We start from the raw sequence: 5,322 nt of genomic DNA on the forward strand, positions 1-5,322 counted from the left end.
GTGGTAGACCTATGTAATCTATGATTAGGAATTTAGAACATCATCACCGCACGTAAGCTTTTCCGTCGAGCAAGGGTGGGATAAGACGGACTTCATTGATGCACTGGTCTTTGCTGCGATGCAATATAGCGTTAGTACATGTGTGTCTATGCCTTCATATATTGCTTTTTTGTAAATTAACAGCAGGTCGGCTGGGCTGACTTCTCGGTCGGTTCGTTCGGAGCGTTGGCCGGGATGGCCGTCGCCATCCTAGTTTGCAGTATGTTGGCCACTTCCGCTCGTACCTCACTGCCGTCTGCCCAGTAGGTTCATCCCCATCGTTCTGGAGCACAGAGTCGCAAAGCTCCTGATCCGTACGATCCCCATCCTGGTTTCGTCCGTACCGGTGCGGAGACCGAAACGGTGCCCATGGCTGTGAATGCCAGATGTCGCGGTCGACGCACTGAAGGGCGGGCTGGCACTCAGTATTTGCCTGTAATTAGCCCCCCGCATGCCTGCCGAGATAAATAAGCCATAGAAGGGCGGCAACCCTTTTGGTACTCGGCGGATGAGCAAGGACAGAATTTCCAATGCCTGCGGAAGTGGTCGACCCGCAGGGTTCAGTAGACCAATCATCTGCCGATACCGAAGTGTTGCCCGCCTGCTTTGCCGAGCAGGCGGGCGTTTTTTCATTCGGAAGGCATGATGAGCAAACTGAATTTCATGTGCGTAAACGCTCCCTGTGGGTCCGGCAAGACCACGGCGGCGATGCATGAGGCCGACACCATTACCGGCTTGGGCCAACGGGTCCTGATCGCCCAACCCTCAAGGCAACTCGTCGCCGAGACGGAGAAACGCTTGCGGGACTTCAGCCGCAGGCCGGTCCATCGCTTCGACAGCGACACCTGCGGCTCAGGCCGGGTCAAGGCTGCCCTGGCGGACCACCTGATGCATCACGCCGATCCCGGCCAGATCGTCCTGACCACCCACACAGCCCTGCTGACGCTGCCGTACTTTCACCGCCGCGAGGACTGGCATGTCATCATCGACGAAATCCCCTCCGGTCATGAAGGCTACCAACTCAACTTGGCCGAGGAGCACCGCATCCTGACCGATCATGTCGAGATCCGGGAGGACGGCCGGTCCAATGCGGTTTATCACTCGATGTATCCCACCGAGACCGGCCGCCAGCGGCTTCAGGGCTACGTCGACAATCCCCGACGAGACCATTTCTGGTCCTATCTCACACCCGTGGCCGAGCGGTTGCTTCATCCGGACTGGCATGTCGTGACCGAGGCGTCCTCGTATTACGGCATTCTGGACCGCAACGGCCTGGAGGGCCGTAACTCGGTGTTTTGCTATGCCGACCTCAAGCCTGAGGCCCTCGCGGGTTTCGCGTCCGTCACCCTGATGGGGGCGTGGTTCGAGCACTCGCTCCTGTACCGCCTGTGGGTCCGGCAAGGTGTCGTGTTCGAGCCCCACACCCGCATCCAGAACCGGCTTCTGTTCCAGCGGCATGCCAACGGCCGGCGGCTCCGGCTCCTGTGGGGCTATGACGACGGCTGGAGTAAGCGGGCGATGAACCGCGAGGTCGAGATGATCGACGGATCCAGGGCGACAATGTGGGACGCCCTGGTGGCCGGGGTCGAGGCCCGCTTCGCCGCCGACGACCGGCCCTTCCTCTACGTTGGCAACAAGGATCGGACCGATGATCTCAGGGCGTCCTTCCAGGACTTCGCCGCGACTGCGATCCCCCACAGCCCCTACGGACACAATCAGTACCAGGACCATCACGCCATCGCTGTCCTTCCGGCCCTGAACCCGCCTCCGCATGAGTACGGGTACCTGAACCGTTACGGGATCGACGCCGAGGACGTACGGGCCTGGATCTATCAGCAGTGGTGCTATCAGGCCATGAACCGGACCTCGCTGCGGAACCATGAGGCCGAGGAATCGGTTACCGTCGTGGTCGCCGACCGTGACACCGCCGACAGGCTGGCCCGGCACTATCCCGGTTGCACAGTCGCTCCCCTCGGTATTCCGCTCAAGGTCGAGCCGGAGACCAGGAAGGGCGGCCGCCCCCGCAAGACCAAGTCCCTGACTGCGGCGGAGCGGCAGCGACGCCGTCGGGAACGGATCGACGAGGCGAGGCTGGAGGTCGAAATCCTGAACGGCGGGATCTCCCCGCACGATGAGCTTCGGCAGCGAGTCCGGGCCGGATCGGATGTCGTCACGAAAACCTCCTTAAATGATTCTGGTAGTTTTCGTGACAGCACCCCGTCCCAGGTTCTGGCGTCCAACTCGGTGTCGGGAGCCCGGCCCTTCGTGGATCTGCTCGATCTGGTCGGCCAACACCCCGACCTGAACCGGATCGAAATCTCGCTCTTCGGCTCGATCTACAGCACCGACCGCGAGACCACGACGGTGGCCGATGCCGAAGCCTTCATCGCCCAGTTGAAGGCGTGTCACAGGACCGCGATCCGGGACAAGCACAGGGAGAATGTGCTGGCGAACACCACCGTGTTCGACGAGACCCTATCGGAGGAGTCCGACCGTGGACTCGCCAACATCGTCTCGATCTGGGGGCTCTGGCTGGACATCGACGATGGCGAGATGCTCCCTGACGTGATCCCGAAGCTCTTCCCGACCACGCGGATGGTCGTCTACAACAGCTTTAGTGGCGGGAATTCGTACCGGATCTTTATCCCGACCCGGCAGAAGATGCATGTGCGGGCCTACCGCGAGGTTGTCCAGCAGATCGTTCAGACAGTCGAGCAGGAGGGTTACTGTTCGAGGAAGCATCCGGTCCCCGGCCAGCCCCGCCACGGCATAGACGCATCGAAGTTCACGCCGTGCTCGTTGTTCTACCTGCCGTGTCAGGCCCAGAGGCCCGAGGAGTCGTTCTTCCATGATCACGGCCAGTCCCGCCGCAGGCTCCTGGACGTGGCTCACTGGATCGAGACCTCGATCCTGCGGGAGCCGGAGGCGTTCGTGTTCGAGCCGACCGAGGTCGAGTGGGAGGTCATGCGGGTCGAGGCCACTGAAGCGGTTGGCGACCGCCGGGCCGCTCTAATTGAGCGATACATCGCTGAATACACCGCCCTCTGGGACGGTATGGGTCGGTACCACGCTTTCTTCCGGCTGGCTTGGAAGCTCCACTACATTCTTGCAATTCCGCGATACGATCTCGATTGGTGGTTGCGGAAAGCTGATATGGACGGTAGCCGCACAGCCGAGCATTACCGGTCGATACACCAGACGCTTCAGGGGGGCCGTTATGCCCCGATGTGGCGGTCTCGGTATCACGAGGCGTCATGAGGTTCGGCCAGGGCGATGCCCGGCGAGGTTGTTCGGGTCGACGTTTGAATGAGTGGCGAACCGCCATGTAGTCGTAGGTCAAGAAGCATGTGGCTGCTGAGGCAGCCACATGGCCTGCCGCTATGGCCTTTTAGAGCGAAGGCTAATCATCGTCGTCGTCATCATTCTGCTGCTGGGAAATCCCGCCCTGCCGGTCATCGTCGTCATCATCGCTGTCGCCGCAGCCGCCCAACAGCAGGGCCAGACCCAGACATATGGCAGCAGGTACCCGCATGGCATCGTTCCTTGCAATAATTCCCCGTGTTCAGGTCAGAGAGTAACGGTCGGTGGCGGATTGGGTTGCCGCCTCAGACCATGTTCTCACCTACGCGACGCTAATCTTTAGTCCATGGTTCCCATGGAATATTTGGGACAAGGGGCGAGGGGCTGGTACCCGATATGCTCTTTCAGCTTCTTTCGGGCCAGGATGGTGCGGAAGGACCCTGCCGCCAAACCGGATGAATTCGGTCGTTGAAGGACTGCAAGGGTCGCTTCCGCTTGATTTCGTCGGCCAGTTCAGCAGAGCCTACGGAAGCTTGTACTCACCCTCGAGGATGTCCCACAGGACGGTGTCGGAAACTTGGTGAACCTCGTAGACACCGTTTCCGGTAATGCCCTCATAGCGGCCGGTACCGTTCAGGAACTTCCATTCACCTCGGACAATCGGTGGGCTGTATTCCTTCATCTGGTAGCGGGCAAACACCTTGGAGCCATCGTCCATCGTGAAGGTCTTGTAGCCGCCGCTCGCCATATCGCCGCCCGCATCAGTCAAATCGGTGACTTGATACCGTGCATTGGCGAGGAACTCACCCCCGACTTCGGTGAAGACCAAGCCATCGTATTCGGTTAGCCAGACCTTATGGTCCTTCTTGTCCCCAACCTCACTGCCTTTCTCGGAGATTGTCACCAGAACGGCTCGGCCCCGCCACTTGCCGCTTTCAGCCCCCCAAGCGGGGATGCTGACGCCCCCCACCGTCATCATCAAAGCAATCACCAAGGCTTGGCTTCGCATGCGAGACATGGCTCCCTCCCCTGATGGAATTGTGGATCGGCTATGGACCTCTTCAGGCTGAGTTAGGCCGGCGGACTGAAGACGAGCGGGCACCGGCCAGTGATCAAAAACGGTATTCCCGACTGCCAACAGCGGTCAAGATACCCTGAAGACACCACGTGGTCTCTCTGAGCCTTCTAGCCGGAGCACCCGGCGGGTCGTCTGCTCTAACACAATCAGGGTTCAGGCAGACCGCCGACAGGGAATTGACTTACCACCTCGCGTTAGGATTCACTCTCCTGAGGGGCTAACTGCTGCCATCCTGTGGCTTTTGCTGTTTTCATTACGAATTTATGGCGTTTTGATGACAGGCAGCAAAATGGACGCAGCAATGGGCTTGGTGGAGTGGGTAACGACCATAATCGGCCATGGGTGGGACGTCGTGATCCAACGGGGTCATGCACAGGACTGGCCACATATCACGGCCAACATCCTCCATATCGTCCTCGCCTATGCCCTCGCGTTCCCCATCGGCTGGGAGCGAGGCAAGAACTACAATATCGCTGGGCTTCGGACCTTTCCAATTGTCGCGATGGCAAGCTGCGGCTACGCCCTGGCGGCCAACGACCTGCCGGATTTCAGTTCCGATGCGGTCTCCAGGGTGATCCAGGGCTTGGTCGCCGGCATTGGGTTCATCGGCGGCGGGGCCATCGTCAAGGAAGCCGGCACAGTTCAAGGCGTCGCCACCGCGGCGTCGATCTGGAACACCGGGGCTATCGGAATTGCCGTGGCCTACGGGAACCTCGACATCGCCATCACACTGGCAGTTGTCAACTTCCTGACCCTATGGTGCCTGACGCCAATATCCGAAAAGTTCCGGCAAAGCAGTGACAATCACGATTAGAGTGCGAAACCCGGTCGTGTTTGGGTTTATCGATCAAGCCGAACCTCTCTGCCCGTCGGCATCCGATGCTATTGGTCATCATGCCGGTGAC

Annotated in this window: 4 protein-coding genes; 2 read left to right on the forward strand and 2 right to left on the reverse strand. The window is 59.9% G+C overall.

Features of this window, described 5'->3' with window-relative positions:
• Positions 1–684: 684 nt before the first annotated feature.
• Entirely contained in the window at positions 685–3,297 is a 2,613-nt protein-coding gene (locus tag AC5JJ6_RS40110) for a DEAD/DEAH box helicase (RefSeq protein ID WP_496047405.1), read from the forward strand.
• A gap of 142 nt (positions 3,298–3,439) precedes the next feature.
• Here AC5JJ6_RS40110 and AC5JJ6_RS40115 read toward each other — a convergent pair whose 3' ends face one another.
• Positions 3,440–3,571: a hypothetical protein gene (locus AC5JJ6_RS40115; protein ID WP_496047406.1), complete on the reverse strand. Its 132-nt coding sequence runs from the start codon at positions 3,569–3,571 to the stop codon at positions 3,440–3,442.
• Between the two features lie 291 nt (positions 3,572–3,862).
• On the reverse strand, positions 3,863–4,348 hold the full coding sequence (locus tag AC5JJ6_RS40120) for a hypothetical protein (RefSeq protein WP_496047407.1): 486 nt from the start codon (positions 4,346–4,348) through the stop codon (positions 3,863–3,865).
• 310 nt (positions 4,349–4,658) lie between these two features.
• Between AC5JJ6_RS40120 and AC5JJ6_RS40125 the strand changes: the two genes are divergently transcribed.
• Entirely contained in the window at positions 4,659–5,231 is a 573-nt protein-coding gene (locus AC5JJ6_RS40125) for an MgtC/SapB family protein (protein WP_496047408.1), read from the forward strand.
• The last annotated feature ends 91 nt before the right edge of the window (positions 5,232–5,322 follow it).

The organism is Skermanella sp. (assembly GCF_059503625.1).